At 47.3% G+C, this 23905-nt stretch carries 28 protein-coding genes and 1 tRNA gene; 20 read left to right on the top strand and 9 right to left on the bottom strand.

Annotated features, from left to right (window positions below):
* Position 1: 1 nt before the first annotated feature.
* Entirely contained in the window at positions 2-955 is a 954-nt protein-coding gene (locus tag WD467_02200) for a lysylphosphatidylglycerol synthase transmembrane domain-containing protein (protein MEX2452700.1), read from the top strand.
* A complete protein-coding gene (locus tag WD467_02205; protein MEX2452701.1) occupies positions 952-2376 on the top strand; it encodes a DUF2142 domain-containing protein in 1425 nt (474 codons plus the stop codon). Before WD467_02200 ends, WD467_02205 begins: the two co-directional genes overlap by 4 nt.
* Here WD467_02205 and WD467_02210 read toward each other — a convergent pair whose 3' ends face one another.
* From WD467_02210 to WD467_02235, 6 genes are all read right to left on the bottom strand, one after another.
* On the bottom strand, positions 2377-4749 hold the full coding sequence (locus tag WD467_02210; GenBank protein ID MEX2452702.1) for a S8 family serine peptidase: 2373 nt from the start codon (positions 4747-4749) through the stop codon (positions 2377-2379).
* A 78-nt stretch (positions 4750-4827) separates the two neighbouring features.
* Positions 4828-5688 (bottom strand): glucose-1-phosphate thymidylyltransferase RfbA, encoded by an 861-nt coding sequence (rfbA, locus tag WD467_02215; GenBank protein ID MEX2452703.1) that lies wholly within the window; start codon positions 5686-5688, stop codon positions 4828-4830.
* Positions 5689-5737: 49 nt separating this feature from the next.
* Positions 5738-6589: a dTDP-4-dehydrorhamnose reductase gene (rfbD, locus tag WD467_02220; GenBank protein ID MEX2452704.1), complete on the bottom strand. Its 852-nt coding sequence runs from the start codon at positions 6587-6589 to the stop codon at positions 5738-5740.
* On the bottom strand, positions 6590-7171 hold the full coding sequence (gene rfbC / locus WD467_02225) for a dTDP-4-dehydrorhamnose 3,5-epimerase (protein ID MEX2452705.1): 582 nt from the start codon (positions 7169-7171) through the stop codon (positions 6590-6592). It abuts the gene before it with no gap.
* Positions 7172-7235: 64 nt separating this feature from the next.
* Positions 7236-8234, bottom strand: coding sequence for a dTDP-glucose 4,6-dehydratase (gene rfbB / locus WD467_02230; GenBank protein MEX2452706.1), 999 nt, complete (start codon positions 8232-8234; stop codon positions 7236-7238).
* A 51-nt stretch (positions 8235-8285) separates the two neighbouring features.
* Positions 8286-9563: a nucleotide sugar dehydrogenase gene (locus WD467_02235; GenBank protein MEX2452707.1), complete on the bottom strand. Its 1278-nt coding sequence runs from the start codon at positions 9561-9563 to the stop codon at positions 8286-8288.
* Between the two features lie 728 nt (positions 9564-10291).
* Here WD467_02235 and lexA point away from each other — a divergent pair.
* From lexA to WD467_02255, 4 genes are all read left to right on the top strand, one after another.
* Complete coding sequence (gene lexA, locus WD467_02240; GenBank protein MEX2452708.1) at positions 10292-10909, top strand: transcriptional repressor LexA; 618 nt, start codon at positions 10292-10294, stop codon at positions 10907-10909.
* A 67-nt stretch (positions 10910-10976) separates the two neighbouring features.
* Positions 10977-11051 (top strand) — tRNA-Asn (locus tag WD467_02245).
* A 38-nt stretch (positions 11052-11089) separates the two neighbouring features.
* Positions 11090-11533, top strand: coding sequence for a hypothetical protein (locus tag WD467_02250; GenBank protein MEX2452709.1), 444 nt, complete (start codon positions 11090-11092; stop codon positions 11531-11533).
* A 123-nt stretch (positions 11534-11656) separates the two neighbouring features.
* On the top strand, positions 11657-12154 hold the full coding sequence (locus tag WD467_02255; protein ID MEX2452710.1) for an AAA family ATPase: 498 nt from the start codon (positions 11657-11659) through the stop codon (positions 12152-12154).
* A 193-nt stretch (positions 12155-12347) separates the two neighbouring features.
* Here the strand turns inward: WD467_02255 and WD467_02260 are convergent, their stop codons facing one another.
* A complete protein-coding gene (locus WD467_02260) occupies positions 12348-12704 on the bottom strand; it encodes a hypothetical protein (protein ID MEX2452711.1) in 357 nt (118 codons plus the stop codon).
* A 201-nt stretch (positions 12705-12905) separates the two neighbouring features.
* Here WD467_02260 and WD467_02265 point away from each other — a divergent pair, with 201 nt between their 5' ends.
* The 4 genes from WD467_02265 (at position 12906) to WD467_02280 (ending at position 14942) form a co-directional block, all read left to right on the top strand.
* Positions 12906-13352: a GNAT family N-acetyltransferase gene (locus WD467_02265; GenBank protein ID MEX2452712.1), complete on the top strand. Its 447-nt coding sequence runs from the start codon at positions 12906-12908 to the stop codon at positions 13350-13352.
* Positions 13353-13478: 126 nt separating this feature from the next.
* Positions 13479-14063 carry a hypothetical protein gene (locus WD467_02270; protein MEX2452713.1) on the top strand — a complete coding sequence of 195 codons (585 nt, stop codon included), beginning with the start codon at positions 13479-13481 and terminating at the stop codon, positions 14061-14063.
* A gap of 139 nt (positions 14064-14202) precedes the next feature.
* Positions 14203-14421 carry a hypothetical protein gene (locus WD467_02275; GenBank protein MEX2452714.1) on the top strand — a complete coding sequence of 73 codons (219 nt, stop codon included), beginning with the start codon at positions 14203-14205 and terminating at the stop codon, positions 14419-14421.
* 107 nt (positions 14422-14528) lie between these two features.
* Positions 14529-14942, top strand: a complete 414-nt coding sequence (locus tag WD467_02280; protein ID MEX2452715.1) for a hypothetical protein — start codon at positions 14529-14531, stop codon at positions 14940-14942.
* Between the two features lie 130 nt (positions 14943-15072).
* Here WD467_02280 and WD467_02285 read toward each other — a convergent pair whose 3' ends face one another.
* Positions 15073-15702, bottom strand: coding sequence for a hypothetical protein (locus WD467_02285; protein ID MEX2452716.1), 630 nt, complete (start codon positions 15700-15702; stop codon positions 15073-15075).
* A 379-nt stretch (positions 15703-16081) separates the two neighbouring features.
* Between WD467_02285 and WD467_02290 the strand changes: the two genes are divergently transcribed.
* From WD467_02290 to WD467_02325, 8 genes are all read left to right on the top strand, one after another.
* Positions 16082-16609 (top strand): AAA family ATPase, encoded by a 528-nt coding sequence (locus WD467_02290; protein ID MEX2452717.1) that lies wholly within the window; start codon positions 16082-16084, stop codon positions 16607-16609.
* Positions 16610-16714: 105 nt separating this feature from the next.
* A complete protein-coding gene (locus WD467_02295; protein MEX2452718.1) occupies positions 16715-16993 on the top strand; it encodes a metal-sensitive transcriptional regulator in 279 nt (92 codons plus the stop codon).
* Positions 16990-17526, top strand: coding sequence for a MauE/DoxX family redox-associated membrane protein (locus WD467_02300; GenBank protein MEX2452719.1), 537 nt, complete (start codon positions 16990-16992; stop codon positions 17524-17526). The genes WD467_02295 and WD467_02300 overlap by 4 nt, the downstream gene beginning before the upstream one ends.
* A gap of 230 nt (positions 17527-17756) precedes the next feature.
* Positions 17757-18170 (top strand): DUF1761 domain-containing protein, encoded by a 414-nt coding sequence (locus WD467_02305; protein MEX2452720.1) that lies wholly within the window; start codon positions 17757-17759, stop codon positions 18168-18170.
* Positions 18171-18191: 21 nt separating this feature from the next.
* Positions 18192-18614 carry a DUF1801 domain-containing protein gene (locus tag WD467_02310; GenBank protein MEX2452721.1) on the top strand — a complete coding sequence of 141 codons (423 nt, stop codon included), beginning with the start codon at positions 18192-18194 and terminating at the stop codon, positions 18612-18614.
* A gap of 145 nt (positions 18615-18759) precedes the next feature.
* Positions 18760-19221, top strand: coding sequence for a VOC family protein (locus WD467_02315; protein MEX2452722.1), 462 nt, complete (start codon positions 18760-18762; stop codon positions 19219-19221).
* 14 nt (positions 19222-19235) lie between these two features.
* Positions 19236-19889, top strand: coding sequence for a phosphoribosylanthranilate isomerase (locus tag WD467_02320; protein MEX2452723.1), 654 nt, complete (start codon positions 19236-19238; stop codon positions 19887-19889).
* 108 nt (positions 19890-19997) lie between these two features.
* Positions 19998-20405 (top strand): hypothetical protein, encoded by a 408-nt coding sequence (locus WD467_02325; protein MEX2452724.1) that lies wholly within the window; start codon positions 19998-20000, stop codon positions 20403-20405.
* 358 nt (positions 20406-20763) lie between these two features.
* Here WD467_02325 and WD467_02330 read toward each other — a convergent pair whose 3' ends face one another.
* Entirely contained in the window at positions 20764-21873 is a 1110-nt protein-coding gene (locus WD467_02330) for an S-layer homology domain-containing protein (GenBank protein ID MEX2452725.1), read from the bottom strand.
* A gap of 203 nt (positions 21874-22076) precedes the next feature.
* Here WD467_02330 and WD467_02335 point away from each other — a divergent pair, with 203 nt between their 5' ends.
* Both WD467_02335 and WD467_02340 read left to right on the top strand, forming a co-directional pair.
* Positions 22077-23588 (top strand): DUF3536 domain-containing protein, encoded by a 1512-nt coding sequence (locus tag WD467_02335; GenBank protein ID MEX2452726.1) that lies wholly within the window; start codon positions 22077-22079, stop codon positions 23586-23588.
* A 48-nt stretch (positions 23589-23636) separates the two neighbouring features.
* Positions 23637-23894 (top strand): YdeI/OmpD-associated family protein, encoded by a 258-nt coding sequence (locus WD467_02340; GenBank protein ID MEX2452727.1) that lies wholly within the window; start codon positions 23637-23639, stop codon positions 23892-23894.
* The last annotated feature ends 11 nt before the right edge of the window (positions 23895-23905 follow it).

Genomic DNA, 23905 nt, shown 5'->3' on the forward strand with positions numbered 1-23905 from the left:
CTTGAAAAAGCGTTTCGGATTAGTAAGTACAGTATTCTTCATAGCTATATTCTTTTATTATTTCATTAATAATCGAGAAGTGTTTTATGAATTAGCTTCGGTCTCAGCCCTAGCTCTAGTGCTTATATCGTTACTAAAGGTGGGAAAGATCCTCAATAGCTCCCTATACAACATTGCAACAGTCGGCGCATACGGAAAGAAATTACCGTTCTGGGACTCATTTTATATGTCGCTCTTAACAACTATAGGAAATTATTTCGGCCCCCTATTGGGTGGTGCTGGAATCCGAGCGATGTACTTAAAGAAGAAATACAAGTTTGCATACACTGATTTCATAGCTACCCTGTCCGGGTTTTATATTATTAGTTTTTCCGTTGCTTCATTAATTGGTTTACTGAGTTTGTGGCATATTCAAACTCAAACTGGAGAGTATATGCCGATTTTATACTTATTGTTTGGCTCTCTGCTCACGTTTACCGTTTTTCTGGCATTAGCACCGAATAAGAAGTTTCTAAAACTTATTCCCCAGAATGTTAAACCCTTAGCTGGGTTGACTACAACTCTTGATCGAGTATTAGATGGCTGGGACCTGATACGGCACAATGCAAAGCTTTTTATACGGCTAAGCTGGCTAACTCTAGGGGGTATAATGCTAGCATTTTTTACTTCACTAGTTGAATTTTGGGCTTTGGGGATAGATCTGTCTATCGCGCCACTATTTTTATATTCAACACTTTCAACAGTCACACTATTAGTAAGCATCACTCCAGGTTCAATCGGAATAAAGGAGGGGATATACATATTCACTAGTGACTTACTGGGCATCACCAATGCACAGGTACTGCAGTTGGCGGTAATAGATCGGGGCGTTAACTACGTTGTTTTATTTGTGCTTTATTTAATACTAAGGGCGCCCAAACTCAAACAAAAGATTAGAGAAGGACACATCGCATGAACAGGAACGGTGTAGCACTGTTTCGAGAGATATTCACAGCAAGGACTCTCCAGGTTGCGGAAATTGTTTCATCGAAAAAGTTTATTAAAGCAACATTCATCCTGTTTCTTTTGCAGAGTCTATTTTACGCACTCACCATTAAATATGGCATACCGCCCGATGAGCAATACCATTTCAAAGTAGCAGAGCTATTTGTGCAGAATAACTTCTCACCATTTATAAGTAGCCAAGAGGGCTTATTCTCACTTGGCGAACTAACAAGGACGCCATATCTTATGTACCACTATCTTTTAAGCTTTCCTTTGGCACTACTGGGTAATCTATCATTATCGGCTAAGATTCTTATCTTGAGAGGAATTAATATCTTGCTTGCCGCCAGCAGCCTTCTGGTCTTACAGAAGATCGCAGAAAAACTAAAGTTTTCTAGTTTTACTGCAAATGTGAGTATATTCATTTTCGCGAATAGTATGATGTATACGTTTCTTGCTGGGTCCATAAACTATGATAATTTATTCATCCTACTTGTTTTTACATCGATACTATTATTAATACGATTCTTGCAGGAGAAGAAGCCGGCTGATCTCATGCTGTGGAGCATAGTTATTTTGCTCGGCGCATTTACTAAAGAAGCATTCTTGCCGGTGGTACTAGCAGAGACAGTAGCACTGGTGGTTATGTTACGATTGACAGTTATTAGTACATTTGTAGATTGGTTAAAAAGCTTCAATAAAGCATTAGTTATGAATATCGTGTTAGCCGTAGGCTTGATAGCGCTATTCTCAATGTTTATACGATTTTTTGTGGGTAACCAATTAGCCTATGGTGACATATCACCACGGTGTGAAATCGTCCATTCGTATGATGAATGTCTCGATCATGGGTTATTTCGGCGCTCGATAGAGCTAAAGGCGAATAGGCCGAACGATTTTGAAGCAGATACTAGTAAATTCGTATACGGCTGGGCGCAACTTATGAGATCTCGCACTTTCGGGACTCTTTCACATGCTTCAGTTGAGCCATCCAGACCCCTCATAGCTGCCACGTCTATATTATTTGTACTTATGCTCATAGCGGTTATTAGAAAGGTCGAAATAAAGAAGATAAATAAACCTCAACTGATCGTTCTCTTCGTAGTTGCTTTTTATGTGTTATCACTTATGTACGTAAATTACGGTAGTTATGTCAGGAACGGTAGATTTATGGCAGTGCAAGGCAGGTATATATTTCCGGCCCTGCCAATTATTTACTTCTTCGGCTTTCATTACATGGAGAAGCTGAAATTTGGCCGTACCCTAAGGGCAGTAGCTATCGTGGCGCTGCTACCTCTCATCATTATGGGCAATATTCCCACTTACATAATAAATTCAACAGAATTCCATTACTCTGGCGTCGGCTTAGATCTTTATCGCCTATTTAGATAATTACTCAATAGCGCTTCCATCTAATGGGGGTAGCAGTCTGTCTTGTGTCGATATAATTTCTGAATCTTTGTATCCAAGCAGCCTGCGTATGTAAGCAGAAGAAAATGGTCTTTTGTATACTTCATTTCCTTGCCGCTCTATTATATAGACGCTGCTTGAGCCGCCCTGTACGATTACTCCTTCGCGAAAGCCTAACAGTGGTCCCTCGGGTAGCTGCATATCTCCAGGAGTAGCGGGTTTAACTTCTGTGAAATCTCTTAGGTGACTGTACAAAATAATTGGTGCGCTCAAGGGCAGGCGCTGACCATCTTCTAAGTAGAAGACAGTTTTGTTAAAAGGGGACTTGATAAGCGTACCGTCGATATGAATGCTACTGTCCTTAATGCGTGGTCCACTTGAATTTGGTCTTAGTCTGTCTTGAATATTGTAGACTTCACCCAGGTTATAACCTAAACCGATGAAAGCACTCCAATTCTGGAAGGCACGAGTCCTCGGAGTTCCAGACTCTATATCGATCAAATAGATAGTTTTAGTAGAATCTTTGATGAGTGTTCCTTCTCGAAAACTCCAATTGGGAGCAAGGGGTAGATTCATGTCGGCTGGCGTAGCTGGCTTTACCTCTGCGAGAGAGCGTTTATGACTGTCCAATATAATTGGCGCGCTAACTGGTCTCCGCTCCCCATCATCGATCAAATATACAGTTTTGTTGTGGGGAGATTTGACCATAGTGCCATCAGGATGAGACAGCTCTGTAAACTTTACAGTGCCGTATGCGTAGATACGTCCATAGCCATATTGATCTGTACGATTCTGGCTATTCATGCCTCCTACTTTAATAGCCGGTGTTCTTAGTGAGCTCAAAACTTCGTTATGCGATACGCCACTATCGATAGATTTCATAAGACTTACTAGGCCAGTAACATGCGGAGCGGCCAGTGAGGTTCCGCTAGCTGTGGCCGTGTAATCGTTATAATTGCTCGCTTTGGCCGGGGGTATGGCGGCTGGAATGTTGACCCCTGGCGCCATCACATCAAGCTCAGGTCCGTAGCTGGAGAAGCTGGCGCGCTGGTCACTGCTATTGGTGGCTCCGACAGCTATGGTGTGGGCCGATTTGGCCGGGTAGCAGACGCCACTAGTGCCGCTATTACCAGCGGCGGCCACCACAACTATACCGGCTTCCTTAGCCTCTAGCAGCGCCGCCTCCAGTAGGGTGTCTGTCGAAGTGCAGCGGTCTTGATCATCGAAGACGGCTAAGCTGAGGTTGATGACGTCCGCGCCCATAGCCGTGGCGTACTCTACGGCTGCTGTGATGCGCGGGGAGTCGCCGAAGCCGTATCCGTCTAGTACGCGAAGGCTCATAATCTTTGCATAGTGATCTACACCAGCGATTAACTCACTATTATTAGTAGCAGCAGCTGCAACAGAGGCTACGGCGGTGCCGTGGGTAATGTAGCAGGCACCCACATCGAACCCGCATCCACCGTTGTAGTGATTCATATTGAGTAGGGTGGGATTCGCTGGGTCGTCACAGGAGTAGGGCTGGGGGTCACTATCTTCTGCAACAAAACCGTCCTCACTCGTATGGTTATAGGTATCAGGATCGTTAAAGTTGGGGCAGACCGCGCTATCTCCTCGCCAGCCAGCCATGAAGTCCCAGCCGCGCCAGTCGTCGATGTAGCCGTTATCATCATCGTCACACTCGTTGAAGCGCTTGTCTTCTGCACCGGCAATCTCATCCCAGCAAGGGTCTTCTGGAGCGGTCATGCCTATCTCTCCGGCATTTGTCCACTGCTTATCGGCACTGGGCATATCCTGTTGCGCACACGGCTCAGATGGAGGACAGTCGAGTGAGTCCTCCCAGGACTGTTCGAATAACACCCCCGTGTCTATGACGGCGATAGTTGTATCAGACGAGCCTTCGGAGATATCCCAGGCCTGCGACGCACCGATTTTAGTGAGGTTCCACTGATCAGAGTAGTTTGTATCGTTCGGTATAGCAGTGACCTTGTAGCGGTGATTGATCTGTGGTTTGGCTTTGATCGAGTTCATCGAACGTAGTTGCATTAGCTGCACGCCAGTATTAGCCGGACTACCCTCGATAGTAACTAGGGATTCATCCCCCGGTAGATTAGTGACGTTGAGTACGTCTAGGGCCTGCTCGCTGGCCGCGGCTGCTATTGCGGCTACATTATCGGTACGGATAACCACGCTGCCTTCTGTAGCGGTTTTGGCATTAAAGCTCACGGGCGCAGAGGCGGCAGGAGAAGCTAGGGCGATGTTTAGCTGATTAACGCCGCCGCCGATCATACCTAGCAGCACTAGTGCTGCTATAAAGGTAGAAGAGCGTTTAATTGGTCTTTTTCGGTAAATCATTTTAGTTTTTGCTATAGCCGCTTAAACTTAAGTGTAATTGTACCATTAAATGTAGTGTTTCGCCAGTGCTGGGCGCTGCTAGGAGACGAGATTAGCCAGATATTTGCCGTAGCCGCTCTTCTGTAGCGGCTCGGCCAGTTTAACTAGCTGTTCGTCGGTAATGAAACCTTCACGCCAGGCGACTTCTTCGGGAGAGCCGATCTTTAGTCCGGTCCGCTTCTCGATCACCCGGATGTATTCAGCTGCATCGTTCATAGACTCAAAGGTACCGGTGTCGAGCCAGGCTGAGCCGCGGTTCATGATCTGTACCTGTAGCTTGCCGCGCTTAAGGTATTCGGCGTTGACACTGGTGATCTCGAGTTCGCCACGATCGCTAGGCTGTACGTTCTTAGCGATCTCTACTACGTCGTTGTCGTAGAAGTAGAGGCCGACGACGGCGAAATTTGACTTGGGGTGTTCTGGCTTTTCTTCGATTGAGAGGGCTTGGCCTTTATCGTCAAAGTCGACCACACCGTAACGCTCCGGATCGGATACTTGGTAGGCGAAGACGGTGCCGCCGTTAGCTCGGGTGGCCTCCTTCAGGCTGTCGCCGAAGCCATGGCCGTAGAAGATGTTATCTCCTAGGACTAGAGCGACGCTGTCTTCACCGATGAACTCCTCGCCGATTATGAAAGCCTGAGCTAAGCCTTCCGGGGCAGGCTGTACGGCATAGCTTAGGCTAATACCATACTTAGAGCCATCGCCGAGTAGGCGCTGGAACTGGCTCTGATCTTCCGGAGTGGTGATGATGAGAATATCTTTGATACCGGCCATCATCAGGGTCGAAAGCGGGTAGTAGATCATCGGCTTATCGTAAATCGGCATTAGCTGTTTCGAGATGCCTTGAGTAATCGGGTAGAGACGGGAGCCGGAGCCTCCAGCTAGAATAATTCCCTTCATTACGAACTCCTCAACGAATTAGCTAGCTCATATACGTACGATAGATTTATCATTTGCTCGTCTCCTTCGTTATGTATTCGGCTAACGCTTCGCGCCAGTCGCGACAGATGAAGCCAGTAGCCTCTAGTTTATCAAGTAGCAGCACACTGTTAGCTGGCCGCGGTGCGATACCGGTCTTGCCAGTAAAGTACTCATCGGTCGTAGTGTCGCTGATGCGCCCAGCATCGTAGCCGGCAGTGCGATAGATCTCGCGGGCAAAATCGGCCCAGGAGACGGGATCGCCTCCGTTCGAGCAGTTGTAGATTCCGGGCTCTGGTGCCGTTTTGAGCAAGTGGTCGATAGCTTGGGCTAGGTCAACGGTAAAGCCGGGGCGACCGATCTGATCCTCGACCACGCTGGGGTCGACACCTTTTTCCGCTAGGCTCAGCATGGTTCGGGCGAAGTTGCTCCCCTCCCCGATTACCCAGGAAGTGCGGACGATGTAGTGGTTAGCTACGCTCTGAGCCGCCAAGTCACCGGCCGCCTTACTGCGACCATAGACGCTGATGGGGCTGAGGGGATCGGTCTCCTCATAGGGTGCGTCTTTCGTGCCGTCAAAGACATAGTCGGTTGAGATATGCACTAATGTCAGCTCCCGCTCGCGAGCGATAGCGGCGAGGTTGGCGACGCCTTGGGCGTTGGCGGCAAAAGCGGCTACCATTCCCTCGGGTGTCTCGGCCTCATCGACCTTGGTGTAGGCGGCGGCATTGATGATGGTCTCGATTTCGGAGAAGTCGAAGTGGCGTACCGCTTCAATATTACTGATGTCGAGCTCATCGTGGTCGATAGCTACGGCTTCGGGATATATCTCGCGTAAAGCCTGACCCAGCTGGCCGTTAGCACCCGTAATCAGTTCACTCATCTAGACCTCCATCGGGGTTAAGTCAGCTAGGAGCGGGTGCGCCTGGTCTTTATCGGAGATAGTGGCTTCCTCCAAGCTGATCGGCCACTCTATCGCTACTGTCGGATCGGCTAGATTCAGCATAGTGTAGCTGGCCTCCGGACTCCAGTGCTCGTTCACCAGGTAGGTGTAAGTGACGTTGTTCGTTAAGGTCTGGAAGGAGTTGCCGCAGCCGCGCGGTACGAATATGGCTCGGCCGGCATCAAGCCGGAAGGTTTCAACTACCCCAAATGTAGCTGAGCCGGCTCGCAGGTCGACGATAGCGGCGAAGACTTCGCCTTGGGCTACGGAGATAAATTTATCCCACGGCTCGGCGTGAATGCCGCGGGTGACACCTCGCTCGGCGTTGAAGGATATGTTATTTTGCACCGGCTCGAAATCGGCCGGTAGGCCGAGCTCTTTGAGCTTGGCGGCTTGATAGTTTTCTTTGAAGTAGCCGCGGTTGTCGCCGTGAACTACTAGACCGATGTCGAGCAGACCAGGGATGCTACTTTGGCGCACGGCTAGCTCAGAGTTAACGGTGAAATCCATCTTATCACTCATACTAAAGCTCCTTGACCTTTTGCTAGATTATCAAACTCACGGCGCTTAGTTGCAAGCATGGCCGCTATCGTCCTAACTGCTTGTATTTATCTTCTGTCATGGCTTTTTGCGGCTCCCACCAGTCGCGGTTATTCTGATACCACTCGACGGTGGCAGCCAGTCCGGAGCTAAAGTCGTGCTGTGGCTCCCAGCCTAGTTCGCGCTTAAGCTTGCCAGCATCAATGGCATAGCGTAGATCGTGGCCTGGTCGATCGGTGACGTGCTGGTACCAATCGCGCGGTTTGCCCATCACTTCTAGGATGGTTTCAAGCACCTCTTTATTGCTGCGCTCGTTGTCGGGGCCGACGAGATAGGTGTCGCCTAGAGTTCCTCGTTCTAGGATGAGTAGCACTGCCGCTGAGTGGTCATCGACGTGGATCCAGTCGCGGACATTTTCGCCCTGACCGTAGAGCTTAGGCTGCTCATCTATCAATACGTTAGTGATGGTCCGGGGGATAAACTTTTCCACATGTTGGTAGGGGCCGTAGTTATTGGAGCAGTTGGAGATAGTGACGGGTAGGTCGAAGGAGTGGAACCAGGCATAGACCAGATGATCCGAGCCGGCCTTAGAGGCTGAGTAAGGGCTAGAGGGCTTGTAGGGGGTGGACTCATTAAACTTTTGTTCCGGGGCGTCGAGTGGTAGGTCGCCGTAGACCTCGTCGGTTGAGATGTGGTGGAAGCGAGTATTGTGCTGGCGAGCCGCTTCGAGCAGGCGGAAGGTACCGAGTATATTGGTATTGACGAAAGCCTCAGGTCCGGCCAGCGAGTTATCCACATGTGATTCGGCGGCGAAATGTACGATAGCATCAGTGCTCGCCACCAGCTTATCTACTAGCTTGGCATCGCAGATGTCACCTTCGACAAATTCAAACCGCGCAGCGGGCAAATCTTCTAGGTTCTTGCGATTACCGGCGTAGGTTAGTGAGTCCAGAACAGTGACGTGGTAGTCGCGGTTATTCATGACGTGGTGGACGAAGTTGGCGCCGATAAAGCCGGCCGCCCCGGTAACTAATAGGTTTTTCATATAGGACTAATTTTATCATTGTACAGAGTTACTTGCACTCGGTTGAGTTGGCTAGACGCCGATACCCCGGTATGTAATTCCGTTATCTGTTATCCTGCTTTTATCCAGGCAGTTCCGGCCATCGATGACTACTTTTATGCCGGCACCCTTGAGTCTATCTATATCCATGTCGAGAAAATCTTTATGGGCAGTAGCGATAACCACAGCTTCTGCGCCCTCACAAGCAGCTTCTAGACTTTTCGCGCTCGATTGCTCAGTGAAGTAGGGGTCGAATGTCGTTACTTCGGCTCCTTTATCCTTTAGCTTGTCGATTAAAACGTATGAGGGGCTTTCGCGGTCATCACCGACGTTTGGCTTATACGATAGACCTAAGACTGCTACCCTAGCTCGACTAAGAGCAATGCCGACTTCATTTAGCCCATCTATCAACTGCTCAATGGCAAATTCTGGCATGCCGTTATTGATGTTTCGGGCGAGCATGAGGAATTCGTGATTAAAACCACTTTGTTTGGCGTATTCAATGAGGTAGTACGGGTCGACCGGGATGCAGTGGCCGCCTACGCCCATGCCCGGGTAGTGTGGCATGAAGGCAAAGGGCTTGGTAGCAGCACCATTGATGACATTTACGACATTGATACCAAGAGTAGAGAAAGACATCGCAAGTTCATTAACGAAGGCAATGTTTACGTCCCGAAATGAGTTTTCTACCACCTTAACGGCTTCTGCCTCTTTAAGAGACCCCATCGGCTTAACGGCTGCATCGAGAATCGATTCATAAAAGGCTACAGTACGATCGAGTCCTTCTTGAGTGTAACTTCCGACGACTCGGGGGATGTTTTGGACGTTCCATTTCTCGTCCCCGGGGTTAATTCGCTCCGGACAGTGCGACAGATCGAAATCTTCACCGGCTTTTAGGCCGGATGCTTCTTCTAGTAACGGAAGTAGCACCTCTTCTGACACGCCGGGATTAATCGTAGATTCGATTATTAGTAAGGTACCTTTGGCAAGGTTTTGAGCTACTGTTGTGCAGGCACCTTTAAGTGGCCCAAGATCTGGCTGGTAGTCGTGATGAACCGGAGTGGGTACGCAGACGATGATGATATCGGCTGTCCTTAACTCATCCGCCTTGTCGGTAGCTTGAAGCTTTACTTTACCAAGGCGTTTATCGACGAAATCATCCGTGATGGGAGATCTCCCCTGGTTGATAAGTTCATTCTTCTTTGTATCGAGGTCGATGCCGATTACCTCATAATCTTTTTCGGCTGTTAGCAGGGCGAGCGGCAATCCTACATATCCGAGCCCGACGATAGCGACAGTTTGCTTGGGCATATAAATTTACTCCTAATTATCCTAGCTAGTATATCGAAAAGAGAAAAGTGATGTCATATGATGATGCGGTTCGGACGATTATTAGACCGGGACCCCTCCATGTTTATATGGGGTAGCCTCAGCGTTAATATATAGCGGTAGTTCGCACCGGAAGGGGGTTGTTGATTTGTCACAAGGAGCATTCACAGTGGGTTAGAGAAGCGGCTGTTCAAACCGAGACAGATTAAAGGCCCCGGTGTATATGTGTGCTGGGTGCGGTCAAGCACCAGAAGCATCGATACACCGGGGCCGGGCGAGAGGTGGCTAGGGCGGAGCAGGATTGAAACGTACTAGAAACGGCAGATCGGCGCCGGGTATAACCCAGACCAATACCATCATGACGATGACCGCGAACAGGATCGACTTGAAGATGCTGACACTAGCCACGAGGCGGGTAAGGGGCAGGTTCTGCGCTACTCTGATGTCATGACGTGCCGATATGACCAGCAGTATCAGGACGAGTAGGAGTAACAGTATGTCACCAGTCGTGAACATGATGTTTCCTTTCCGGGGCTGCTACGCTCTAACGCGACTGTCAAGGGACTCCACGAACAAAGAGCCGTAGAATGTAGTTATATGAAACTATAAAGTCAGGTGAATGTAAACGTAGTCGCTTGATAGGAGGATTCTGATTAGTTCAGTCAGGTGGATTGTTGACATTTTCGCCCTTTGTTCGCTATACTCGAGATATGAAGCAAACATTAACCAAAAAACAGAAGCAGATGCTCGATTACATTCGAGCCTTTGCAGCAGAAAATGGCTACGCGCCAACCTTTCGCGAGATTATGGATGGACTGCACTACAGTTCGGTAGCTACAGTAGCGCAGCATATCGAGAACCTCGTTAATAAAGGGTTCTTATATAAGCGTAATAACGAAGCCCGCTCAATTCAGCTGGTCGATGCCGAGGTCGATACCATTGATACGCGTGGCCTGCCGGTTATGGGTATGATTGCGGCCGGGGAGCCGATTACCACCCTGGATAATCCGAACGAGACCTTGCAGGTGCCGAACTTCATGATTAAAAGCGATACCAGCTACGTGCTCCAGGTCCAGGGAGAGAGTATGATCGAGGACGGTATTCTTAGCGGCGACTACATCGTAGTGAGGGAGAATCGAGTACCGCAAAACGGCGATGTAGTAGTAGCGATGATCGGTGGCGACTCTGCTACGCTGAAGCATTTCTACCGTGAGGATGGACGGATACGCTTGCAGCCAGCCAATTCAGCCTATGAGCCGATCTATGTGGAGGCAGACGAAGGCCTGGAGATCCAAGGTGTAGTGACCGGAGTAGTGCGAGCGTATTAGCTAGAGCCGCCCGTATTTCAAAAAGTTATTTACTGGTCTATAAGTAGTGTATACAATGTAGAGGCATTCCGGAGTAGCTCAATGGTAGAGCGCCGCCCTGTTAAGGCGATTGTTGTCGGTTCGAATCCGACCTCCGGAGCCAGAATTGTAAATACTATATTTTTATGATATAGTATTTTTATGACTGAAAGAGATTTTTACCCGAAAGACTCTATCGAACAAATTCATGCCCTACAAGAGCAGGTAGCAACAGAGTGTGATGAATACATAGCCGAAACTAGAGAGCATACCTATCGCGGCAAAGAGGACAAAGAAGTGACTTTTCTAAATAACGGCAGAGTTGTTGAGATATCCAGGGGCATCGTAACCAGTTGGAATGTTGAATTTGAAGTAGAACGAGAAGATAGGTCGCTATTGCTGTTTGGGCGTAGAGTTAAACCCAAGACGACTTACATCTTACGCGAGAGAGTAAGTGCCATGTATGGAATGGGTGAACCTAGTGGTATAGACGAATTCAGATTTACTGTGGGAAGCTGTGATCCAGAAGATACTCAAGCTTACGAAGACTCTAGAGGTAGACTACAAAAATGGTTAGAAATTCATAGAGAGCGTGAGGCTGAATAAAACGTTCTAACTTCCATTACCACCTGGAGCCAATAGTATGTATGTGACAAGAAGTCCAGGATATATTTATGCATCTGGGCTTTTTTAAATCCCTGTGTTTTCAACTTGAGGTATGATGAATATATGACAAATCTGATAATACTAAGAGGACCGTCTGCAAGTGACAAAACTACGGTTGCAAAGTTGCTAAAGCAAGCTATGGAGAATAATGTTGCTCTCCTGGACTTCGATGTTTTTAGGGGTGACTTTCTAGATAAAAAGGGTGAATATTATCCTGCGGCAGCAAAAATGCTTATGGGCACGGCGACTATAGCGCTCGAATCAGGCTATGATGTGATAATCGATGGGTTCTATAGATCAGAAGACTATCCCGACTTGCTTTCAGATTTGCTTGAGAAGCATCCTGAGAGTAACTTCATTTATTATTTTGATGTTTCGCTAGAAACAACCATCCACCGCCACTCCAACAGAGAAAAGTCTAATCAGTTTGGCGAAAAAGAGTTACGACAGTGGTATTACAAGCCGAAAGCATCAGCTATATACGATAACGAATATAAAATATCAGAAACATTATCCGCGACTGAAACAGTTGACTTCATAAAAGATAAAATTGTGTCGTAAGACATACGGCCGTCCAGGCGTACTGTAGTTCTAAATCAGTATGTTGAGCCATATTAGAAAATAAATTCGGGCATTCGTCTTGTGCGGTACCCGAATTCTGTATGTGATAAGAGATTTTGACAGTGTGGCCAGGGGCGCGTTAATGTGCGCGATACCTCTGACCACACTGTCGTCCAGCCTTCTTGTAGATCGCTCAGAGCCCCACTTCCATGCCCCAAAAGACATTCGCTACAAGGCAGTAGAGCAGGAAGAGAAGGCAGCAGGCCATAATCAGGCCTGCTATTGCCATAGCCCCGGCTCCGATTATTAGGACAATTTCAGGGGCATTATTCCGGATGGCGAAATCGGTGTAGGCCATGGAGGCGACAGCGACTGTGGCTATAAGCATCGCCGTTGCTACAACCAGGAACACCCCTACAGAAATTTTCCGTATGGGTGTTATGGTTATGGTTGCACGCCTGTAGAGCGTATCGAATCCGTAGAAGGCCATGAGCAGGATGATTCCGCTGATTCCGACAGACAGAATGGCAAGCACTCCGTTGAGTTCCATTGCAGTCTCCTTGTGAAGGTGCTGGTGTATTCTTTTATACTATAAAATTGATGTTGCGTCCAATAATTCGTATTTAGTACGAGAATACAAGCCAAGTATAAACGCTCTAGATGTATACTAGAACCAATTTATTCATAACTGAGGGTGAATCTACATCATTTATGTTTTGACATAATGAGATTATTGTAGCATTTTTTGTATATGTCTGAAGTTAATGTTGAACGTCTGGCCCAGTACTCATTAGAGGATGCTGAGCAGCTAGGTAAGCTAATGCCATTTTTATCCAGTAGCTTTAGTGGCGAGCCGATTGATACCGAGCTCCTAGATGCAATTATCTCTTCTGCTTTTCATGATCAGCTGGTCGCTAGACAGAGAGGTCGGATTATTGGTGCTGCTACACTTAGCTTGGTAATGGGTGCAGCTGCTGGTAAGAAAGGTTACCTAGAAGATTTTGTTGTGCATCCCGATACACAAGGACAAGGAATAGGAATAGGAATATGGGAAGAGATGATCTCCTGGTGTAGAGAACAAGGTGTTAGCACTCTAAATTTTACATCTGCACCTAGTAAAGAGGCTGCCCATAGGTTTTACCATGCGAATGGTGCTATTGAACGTGATACAACTGTTTTTCGAGTTGATGTTCACTGACCATACGATAGGAAGTTCTAATTTCCGTTACTACAAAGAGCCAAGAGTAAGTATAGGTGGCCTAGGAAGTACTTGTTCATTATGCCTATGATTGCAATGTAGCCTAGCTAGGCTACAGTAATAAATATGAATGAAATGATGCCACCTCGCCAAGGCTTTCCGAATAGAACTCCGTGCTGCGAAGTGGAGTCAGAGTTGATTGAGTTACAAGCAGAGATTGATGAATTAGGGATCGAGGCTTACAGGCAGATCCTAGAAGCACATTTTGCCACCTCAGAACAGGCTCGGTTAAAAGATCTAAACGAAATTGCTGCACAGAAACTATCTGAAATCGTAGACTTTGGTAATTCCGCAACTCTCTCTGCAAGATATATCTACGATACGCTTCATAGTTCTGGTGCTAAACCCGAGCTAGTGTACCCAGTAGATACACTTCATTGGTCGGCATATATAGAAGGTAGGGTGCTAGGAGTAAAGCAGCTTTTGCTGGAGCACCCCGCCAAGGACAGAAAGGGGCTGATTGGCTATAGATCATGCGTTGAGATTGAAGCATCTCGCGTTATGGGCTGGCATGGAGAGGCTGGGAAAGCAGTAGTTATCTATGCACCGATAGGAGAATTGTATACTGGCGAGATTTCATATAATCAAGGCATAACCGAGGCAGTAGAGCCTGACCCAATCTCAAGCCCTAGCTACATTTTCTTTGGGTAGTCAAGCACGAATGTATTAGTCGAGAGATTATGAGTGTATCATCTTGCTATGATTAGTCTTAGCTTCTTCATATAAATATTTATATGAAAGCTTCGCCATTCCAAGCGGCTTTTTCGAACTTTTGTTTTAGAATAAACGTATGGAACCAAAAAGTGTCGTCACGTGTATTCCCTCCAGAGATTTAGACAAGTCTCTTGAATTTTATAAAAAATGCTTCCAGCTCGAAGCCTTAGAAATTGAGGAGGAGACTATTGTAATTGAGCTCGCAAACCTCAGCCTCTTTGTTATGGGTCAAGAAGTAGCTTACGTCCAAGATCCTGATGGGCACGTCTGGGAATTAGTTCATGTCATGAAGTAGCTACTTTTCGTAGTACGTCTACAACCTCGAGCCATATTGACTATAACTAGCTGTTGCTAAACAAAACTAAAGAGACTACTGGGGCCTCTTTTTGCTATGATAAGATTATGAAAATTGGTGTTGCAGGCAGTATGCAGTTTACAGAACGGATGATGGAGCTGTGTGAGCAGCTAGAGACTATGGGCCATCAAGCTTTTATGAGTAGATTTGGCCCGGCGTTTGTTGGGAAAACTGATGAGGAAAAAGAAAAGATCAAGCTGGAGCAAAAATACAATCATGATGCAATCCGAGAGTTTTGGACATCAATGCAAGGTGCAGATGCTTTATTAGTTGCAAATTATGATAAACACAGTATCAGAAACTATATTGGCGGTAATACGTTTCTGGAAATGGGATTTGCACACGTGCTTCATCAAAAAATCTACTTACTAAGCCCAATCCCGAAAATGCCTCATTACGAGACAGAAATAATAGCTATGCAGCCGATCATAATTAATGGTGATTTAAGCCTTATAGAGTAAGACTTGCTTAAAAACTCTGTTTCTCTACTATTAGTAGCGGTAGATGTTCGTAACCTGCGTATTAATACGAGCTAAATTAACTTAAACTAACTAATGCTTACTTAAAACTTAATGAAGAAACGGATCTTAACTAAGCTTCTACTGTTAGAATAGTTTCAAGGTCCTCATATAATCGCATTGTAATATCTTTGATTATCGGTATATCCTCAATTTTGTGAATGAGCTCTGTTATTTCTTTTGTTTGTTCTTTATCGAAGCTAAGAGCCGCTAGCACAAGTCGTACGTCAGGTTCTTCGGCTGGACTAGATAACCACTCCTGGATTAATTTATGCCATTTAGTTAGCTTGACTACAGGTATAGCAAACTCTTCTTCTGCCGGCAAGATATTATCAAAATACCGTATAATCCCGGCTCGATTGCTCAGTTTATCTAGCAGGACCTTGTCCTCGTAAATCTTCAATGCCTGGGTGATGAACGGAGATTCAGGCAGTATAGTGTAAATGTTGTTTTTAAGAATGAAGCTCTCCCTAGCTTCATCTATTAAAGAGTGGTATCTGAATCCAGCTGTGAAGGAGTCGGGTTCATGCTCGATGCTTTCTAGGTTAACCTTCTGAAGGTGTGTTTGTTCACGGCTAACTACATTCAGATATCGAATATCCGGAAAGCTGGTTCCAACTATAAACTCCTCTTTGTTTTTGTCCGGCAAAAAGCTGCTAAGTGCCTTTTGAGAAAGAACTATATGTGTGGTTATACCTGCCATAGCCTAGATTATAAACTACGGATTCCACTATTGGCTCAAGTTTCTCAGCTACTTTAGAAGTTAGTAACCTGTGTATTAAAGGAAGCCAGGTCAAGCAGCTAGTAGTAGATCGGTTTTTCTATGCAATTCTGTACTATTCTCTAAGCTCTCACCACTGCAAATGGTTCGAGTCCGATCGCCCTCAGATTTGAATTGTGTAGAGTTAATGCTAGACAGTCTAGGTGGATTGAAAATCTGCACTATCTCTATAGTTCAGTTCTATATCCGAACAAAAGGCCATATGACAATTAAGTATTACGAAGGCTGATCGGGTTCTGCGACCTACCCGTCCGATTATTTATAGAGTGAACGACTAATATAATACTGCTATTATTAGCATATGACTGATCAGAGACTAATTATCATACGTGGCTATCCGGGCAGCGGTAAAACCACAGTCGGCCAAACGTTAGCTGCACACGGACTGGGCACATTCATAGATCACAACGCTATTTTGACATTTCTCGCAAACATAGTTGGCAATGATGAGGGCATGTATGATGAGATCCATACACTAGAACGAGCTATGGCCAGAAAGCTTTTAGCAGACGGTAAGAGTGCGATTGTAGCTAGGGGGTTCAGTAGACAAAGCTCCATCGACCCTTATCTCGAAATTACTAAGGAGGTTGGGATAGAAGCGTATATCTTCAAGCTTAACGCAGATGAAGTCACCCTAAAGAGTCGCGTGGTGGCAGAGGGGAGGAAGAAAGACTTTAACCCAACAACTAGTGAAGAGGCTCTATCGGCGTGGATGGCTGAGAATCTACTCGAAGCAGTAGAGGACGAATATGATATTAACGCTAATGAGTCGATCGAGCATGTTGTTAATCAGATTGTTTCTTTGCTTGGCTCAAGATCGACAAGCTGAGTTATAAGGAAATGTCCAATTTTGTGCCGGACAGTTCCTTATCTCCCATACATCCATGCTCATAAATATTTGCCATAATACCCCATAGGGGTATATACTTTAATCATGATTGAAGATATTAAAAAGCGAGCGCTTCATCGAGCCAAGATTATCGAAGGACAGATGCGTGGCATCCAGAAGATGATTGAGAAGGATGATTACTGCATGGACGTCATTACCCAGAGTCTTGCGGTGCAAAAATCCCTAGGCTCGCTAAACAAGCTTGTTCTGGAGAATCATTTGCGGACTCATATTAAAGATATGTTTACGGCTGGTGATGTAGATAGAGCCGTGGAAGAACTGCTTGTGGTCTATGAGCTAGGCAAAGTGAGGGGCAAGTCATGAATCACGACCATCACGATCACTTGCAGCCAGATAGCGCCTTAGCCGTACCTAAAACTCCATGGACCGATTGGTTGCCGTTAATTGTTGTGATTGGCTATGTACTTGGATCATCTTTAGTAGTTGCACAGCTGACTGAGTTCTCGCTATTTAATTTGATGGCCTATACGATGGGCTTCTTCTTTGTATTCTTCTCGCTCTTTAAGTTTATAAACCTTTCGGGTTTTGCAATGGGTTACGCCGAGTACGACATTATATCTAAGCGCTGGTACAGCTGGGGTTATGTTTACCCATTTATCGAACTTGGCTTAGGTGTCTTGTACCTACTGGCTATAGATAGTCCATATCTGCATAGCTTCACAATATTAATGTCAATTATCATATGCATTGGTGTTGGCATTAAATTGGCTAAACGTGAGATGTTTCACTGTGCCTGCCTCGGCACGGTTCTAAAGGTGCCACTTACTAAAGTCAGTCTAATTGAGTACGCCGTTATGGGCGGCATGGCCATATATATGCTGGCGGGGAGCCTCTAGAAACGTACTAAGACCCTGCTGAATGGTTCAAAGCCTGTATGGGAAGCTTTAGGTTAGACACCACATTAAGCTCGGTGATAGAGGCCGGTGCTTGTCTAGCTCTATAATCTTAGTTCTAGATCAGTGTTTCTAGTATAAATGACGGTAGGTGCGCAAAATTCAAGGTAGTTCTCTGGAAGACGTAAATACTTGGCAGGTGCTACAATGATTGTAAGTATTAAGGAAAAAATATGGAGATAAATATAGTAGCAGTAGTCTCGGCAACCCTAGTAATGTTTGCTATAGGGGCGGTGTGGTATATGGTATTTTTTGCTAATAAGTGGGGCGAGATGCATGGTCTCGGTTCCTTGAGTGAGAAAGAGCAGAAAGAGATGGCGGCTAGTATGGGCCCGTTTTACGGTTTACAGTTACTGATGACAGTAATTTCAGCGGTAGTACTGGCATACATGATGGCGTTACTACCCGACATAGCCCCGATGCTGATTGCGTTTTTGGTGTGGGCTGGATTTGTCCTACCGACCGATGTGTCGAGCGTAATCTTTGGCGGCACTAAGGGTAAGGACATCGCACCAAAAATATTGATTCAGGCAGGCGAGGCACTGGTACGACTCGTGGCTGCGGCACTGGTAATTAGCCTGTTTTAATTTGCAAAGGGGGTTGAACGAATGGCATATACGCCAAAGACGAAAGTAACCGATCAGAGCGTCGATGAATTCTTAGAAACAGTTAGTGAAAAGCGACGTGATGAAGCGTATAGGCTAATAGAGATGATGCAGCGCGTATCGACTGAAGAGCCCAGAATGTGGGGGCCGAGCATGATCGGCTTTGGCAAATATCACTATGTGAGCAAGAGTAAGTGTGAGGCGGACTGGTTCAAAATCGGCTTTAGCCCCCGCAAGGCAAAAATCTCGCTATATCTCTCATGCGATGCCGATGAGTTCGCCGCCGAGCTGTCCGAGCTCGGTAAGCACACGCGAGGTAAGGGCTGCATATATGCCAACAAGCTAGAGGACATCGACATGAAGGTGCTAGAGAAAATCGCCAAGCATGCTTATGAGAGCGCAAAGGATTACGATGCCAGTAAGTAATATTGCGGAGATATAGTAGGGCTGGGCAGTCTATTAATGATTTCTAAGCCGAGAGCATTTAGTCTACAGGTCATCAAGTAGACATTCGCTATACTCGCTTTTTGCTATAATTAAGGCGGTATTCTAATAACCAAAGGGGTGTGGAGTGCAACAAAAGATAGTGCCAAACTTGTGGTTCAACGGTAATGCTAAGGTAGCGGCTGAATATTACACATCGATATTCCCTAATAGTAGAATAATTTCTATTGAGAACTATCCTGAAAGTGCCGAAGAGGGGCTCGCAGATTTTCAACTTGATATGGCTGGAAAGCCACTGGTCGTAGAATTTGAGCTTAATGGACAGCATTTCACAGCAATTAACGCTGGGCCAGAGTTTAAGTTCAGTGAAGCGATATCGTTTGCAATCTACTGCAAGGACCAAGAAGAGATCGATTATTTCTGGGAGAAATTATCTAGTGTAGTCGAAGCCGAGCAGTGCGGTTGGTGCAAAGACCAATTTGGTCTGAGCTGGCAGGTGATACCTGAGAATATGGAAGAGCTAATGAAGAAGCCAGGTGCCTACTCTAAGATGATGGCGATGCATAAGATAGTTATTAGCGAGTTCTGATAGGGGAAGTTTTTATGGTCAGAGTAAAGATTTGCGGGAATAGAAGGCTTGAAGATGCACTAAAAGCTGTGGAGTATGGTGCCGATGCAATAGGCTTTTTAGTTGGTCAGCGTCATAGTTCTCCGGATTTCATTAGTGAAGCAGCTGCAGTAGGGATTATTGAACAGCTACCGCCGTTCATTTCTACGGTGCTCGTTACGCATCTTGTGGTTCCGGAGGAGATTATTCCGCTCGCACAGAAGCTCGGCGTCAGTACTATCCAGTTACACGGGGAAACTAACCCTAGGCAAGCCGAGACTATAAAAAATCAGCTACCATATATCAAGATCTATAAAGCCGTACATGTAACAGGTGAAGAGTCGGTGAAGTTAGCGAGGCAGTATTCTAGAGTAGTAGATGCGGTCTTGCTCGATACTATCAGCGTTGCGACCGATCAGGTCGGCGGTACAGGCAGAGTTCATGATTGGGGTATAAGTAAAGAGATTGTCAAGCAGCTAGATATTCCGGTGATTTTAGCAGGCGGATTGAACCCAGATAATGTTGCTGAAGCAATACGCCAAGTAGAACCATTCGGTGTTGATGTAAACTCGGGTACTAAAGCGGCGGATGGCTATAAAGATTACGACAAATTAAGATCATTTATACGCACTGCCAAGCTAGAAGGCTAAGAGGTTGCAGCCCTCATCTCCATCATTGCTAAGTGTTAGGATGACAGAATAGCACAGGAGATCGTGCAAGTGCTTGACCAATCAGCCTGTTTATTATATGAATATAATATGACTGCTCCAGAGAATCAGGACATAGACTCAACTAAATCTGCTTTTGAAGACGGCATGGAAGAACCTGCATCCATAGAGGAGCTACCTCACAATTTAGGATTTATAGAGACAGCAGAGTTACGCCAGCGAAAAGCAGAATGGCTGGCTGCCAGAGACACCGAGTATTACCGTCAAGCGGCAATTACATATCATGAACTGGCTCAGGATCTTGTGGATCAGCAGTCGGGTGAGGCACGTATGAAGGCGCAGATCGGTTTGATTATAGAGATGGGGTTGATCCGGCGCAGCATGGGTAAGATGGAGGCCTACCTAGAAGATGTAGAAGATGCGATAGTTTATGCTCAGCAAGAAGGGCTAGATGAGGTGGTAGCTATTCTGGAGTCGGAGGCTAGAGATAAAGAGTGAGTTAGCAAGTTATGCCTGTATGGACGTTCTCTTCGGTGAGGATACTCTATGCCGCTAGATGATGCGCTCTGATATGTGTCTATCTTGTTGTTTGGAAATGGCGTGGATGATTCCGAAGAGCACTTGAGGAGTAGGGGGTTCTAGAATAATATTCTGGTGTGCCGTTTTAGTGCTGCGAGACGATCGATAAATTATAAAGATTAGGATAAATAAGAAAACCGGCCGGGTGGCACGCTGTGATGAGCGGCGACGGATAGAATCCATCGCCATCACAGGTGCACCCGGCCGGCGGGGGTGAGGATGCCCCAAGAGTTAGGGGCGTGCCATCAGTATCGATGGCTCCTCAGGGTTGACGTAGTTACATGTCGAGGGGCAACCCCACCCAGTAGTCCAGAACCAGAAGGTCCAGGACGCGGCTGAGTACGCTCGCGGTCTGGCCGCGAGTGGTAGAGTTGTTCGGGTCGAACAGGCTCCCGCCTCTCCCCAGTATGAGACCATTGGCGACAGCCTTGCCGATGTTCTCGGCGTGGACGTTGCCTTCGATGTCGGAGAAGGGAGTCCCCGTGCTGTAGAGCTCAGTGCCCGTGATGTGCTCGTACGTGTTGACGAGCATCGTGGTCATCTGGCCGCGAGTCACCGGCTGGTCCGGACGGAAGGTACCGTCGGAATAGCCATTGATGATGCCCAAGGCCGCCATCTGGTTGATGGCAGTGCGGTGGGCAGCCCTCGGACCGACGTCGCTGAAGTTGTAGTTCAGTGGCGGGTGCCAGAGGTACGCCGTCTCCATCAAGCGGCTCAAGAAAGCCGCCATCTGGCCGCGGGTCACATTCTGGCTCGGCGCGAAATGCGTCGTGTCGGCACCGCCACTGACTCCCCACCAGGTGAGGCAATCGATGGCTCGTTCGTGGACGTTGTCCTTGGTGTCGGCGAAGCCAGCATCCGGGACTAGCATGGATGGGCAGGCGCTCGAGATAGCACCGATGGTCCAGGTCCCGGGCTGGGAGCTGAGTACACCGTACGTCACAAGCCCTGGTCCGCCACCATAGCCGAACCAGCATGGGTCTGGGCTGGTGCCGTAGTTGAACGGGTCGTCACACCAGTCGACAGGCATGCCGTCGCGGAGTAAGACCAAGTTGCTATTGGCCAGAGGGCCGCTAAGCCACAGATCGAGCTGTAGCGGTTCTTCTGGACTGGCTTCGGGAGCGGCGGTCACGATGGTGAAGAGCTGACCCCATCCTTGGACGGGGTCTTCCCGCACGATTTCGAGCGACAGCTCGCCATCAATCGGGGTAGTGAAGGCTACGCGGAGGTTGGTAACCTCGGCGAAAATAGAGCCACCAGCACCGACGTCCTCCGTGATGGAGGGGCCGACGGTGGATGGTCCTTCGACTGCCGCCGCTGGGGCAGTAGTGAGCAGCCCGAGCATCAGCATGATGCTGATGACGAGACGGACGTGAATCTTGTGCATCGTTCACTCCTCATGAGGTGGGGTGCCGAAACTTGCTTGTGTGTAACTACTTCAAGTTGCGTGCGAACTTATGGTCATATTTCGCAGGAGCATATATTACCATATTTTATTCTATTTGTAAATACATTGGAGTAAAATTTAAGTAGATTCGACAGGGGTAAAGTATTGATTATATGCTAATCTTATGCTATAGTATATAAATCATGTCAATCGGACCTGAAAAATCTAATGAATCTGTAGCCTCGCGTTATGTAGGGATGCATGGCCACGCCTACCAACCTCCTCGTGAATCAGCCGATGGCACTATTTATGAAGCGGCAGAAGTGTCGGCCGAGCATCCGGACCATCCAGAGTGGCGCAACTGGAACGATGTCGAGACGGCACTCGCATATGAGCCAGTGGCCAGTAGCGGCAGTTTGGAGCATATGTCATTCGATTTAGCCCCTACTCTAGCTACCTATCTAGAGCGCCAACATCCTGAAGTGTATGAGAAGTTCATCGCTGCCCCTAAAACGCTTGAGAGTGCCGGCGAGCCTCATAATGTGCTTAGCACGCCGTATTTTCACGCAATTCTTCCCCTGCTACCCGTTCGTGATCAACGTACGCTCATTGGTTGGGGTCGATATGATACTGAGCGTCGTTTTGGCGTCTCACCAACCGGGATTTGGTTACCAGAAATGGCCATGAATAGCCAAGTACTAGCTGAGGCTAAACGAGCCGGTTTTGAGTGGACGTATGGTTTCCCCGGTCAACTTGAAGGTCCTGTAGGTACTCCTACGGGCTATAACGTGCCGGCCGGTGAGTCTGGAGATATGACAGTATTACTCGAGACGAGTCACCGACCAGGCTGGCATAATTTTTATAATAACTACGATGGCTCTAACCCTGAAGGCATTCAGGAGGGGTTAGACAGTTGGAAAGATGATATGCTAGCTGGGCAAACTCCCGGCGATCACTTTGCTCAGTTGTCACTTAAGGCTACCGATCTTGAGCATCTCAAAGGGGCGCTACCCCAGAGAGTAGCCTCAGCTGCTGCCCATGAAGCTAAATCTTTGGGATGGAGCACACCGTCGGCTTTTATGGCTAGGGTTAAGGATAAGGTAGAGCTACCCGAAACAAAAGTTGTAGAGAACTCAGCTGGTGAGGGAGCCACAGGACAAGCTCACACTCTTGAGCGCTGGACCGGTGAGCGAGACGGGGCTGTCGTAGTTCGATGGAAGTACGATTTGCAAGCAGCATACGGACAATTCGCCGCAGGTATAGACGCTGTATATGAGAAAAATCTAGTAACACTTGGGTTCGACCAGCCGTGGGAGATGAGGGATGACTATATCCGACTAGTGGAAGGAGAGACTACTGAGCGGGAATACTTCAATCGGTGGGATGCGCCTCAGAATGTGGGTGCCGAGGAGAGGTACCAGACACTTAAGCTCTTAGCAGCTGAGTATCATAAGCTCGCAGCGGCATCGAGCTGCGCCTGGTTCTTTGATAATCCTACCGGAGTTGAACCACGAATTGCTGTACGCCAGATGCGGATAGCAATTGAGTATCTACGCACGAGCGGCATAGAGGATAGCGCGGCTGAAGCGACTAAAATCGAGGAGTCGCTTCTAGAACGCCTTAAGCTGGTCGCTGATGAGAAGAGTAGACTAAGTAAAATATACAGAGGTATCGGAGTGGTCTCGGTGGCTAACCAGACTATGCCGGTAAGCTAAATCATAATTTACTGAATAAAACATGCATCTTATTGTAGAATAATACACATGACTAGCTCAGAATTATCTCATGGCGTAGTACACAAAGTACCGGCAGACTTACGAACGGTGCTTATATCCAGCGCTAAAGTAAAGGTTGCCTGGGAAGATATTACGCCGCTCGCACGTAATGAGTGGATCTGTTGGATCGAGGATGCCAAGAAGCCTGAGACGCGGAGACGCCGGATCAAGCGCACGCATGAGGAGCTTATAGCCGGTAAGCGCCGACCGTGTTGCTGGGCGGGGTGTATTCACCGTCAGAAATAAGCATTGGGTGG

It is taken from the genome of Candidatus Saccharimonadales bacterium (genome assembly GCA_040903985.1).
Taxonomy (GTDB): domain Bacteria; phylum Patescibacteriota; class Saccharimonadia; order QS-5-54-17; family QS-5-54-17; genus JBBDUI01.